The organism is Candidatus Termitispirillum reticulitermitis, from assembly GCF_054655775.1.
The window spans coordinates 1-712 of record NZ_BAAIHG010000197.1 but is presented as its reverse complement, the minus strand read 5'-3'; the positions used below and the strand labels follow the sequence as shown (position 1 = coordinate 712).

Below are 712 nucleotides of genomic sequence, written 5' to 3'. Positions count from 1 at the left end.
TATGAACGAATCCGTTGAACACGTTAAACAGGAGGCGGTAAAGCCTGTAGAAACTGAAATGTCAGATAGTGAACTTGCCGCTTCTATGGCTAGTGCAGCAACGGCTATGGCAGACGAAGTCGTGGCAATTAGGCAAGCTGAAGAGGATAAAAAACGGGAAGTAGCTGAACAAGAAGCTAAAAAAGAAGCAGAGGTCTTAGCGGCGGCACTTGGAGCATTTGAACAAGCTAACAGCGCACTTGAAGCTAGCGAAGTTGTTCCAGAACCTGCCGTTATTACGGCTATGGCAACTATCACAGCGGTTGAAACGGTAAGTGTGGTGGCGGAGCAATCGGAAGAAACTAATCAAACAGAACCTGCTGAAAATGAGTTGCAGGAGCTACAACCAGCAGAAGAGGTCACCCAAGAAATTGCTAGTTTAGACATACTATCATCCGAAGTGCCTGATAAAACATCTATATCGTCTGTCAGTCCATCGTCTATTTCTTCTATCTCTTCTTCCCCATCATCTTTTTTATTTTCTGCTTTCTCCTCTCCTGCCTCATCATCGTCAGCCTCCTCTACTTCTCTTTTTACCTCCTCTTTGTCAACACTAGCAATTTCTTGGGTGACCTCTTCTGCTGGTTGTAGCTCCTGCAACTCATTTTCAGCAGGTTCTGTTTGATTAGTTTCTTCCGATTGCTCCGCCACCACACTTACCGTTTCAACCAGA

1 protein-coding gene is annotated in these 712 nt (G+C 45.2%); it reads left to right on the top strand.

Features of this window, described 5'->3' with window-relative positions; genetic code table 11:
* A partial coding sequence (locus AC1MDJ_RS08250) for a hypothetical protein (protein ID WP_479690433.1) occupies window positions 1-664 on the top strand: 664 nt, incomplete at its 5' end.
* Between the last annotated feature and the right edge of the window lie 48 nt (window positions 665-712).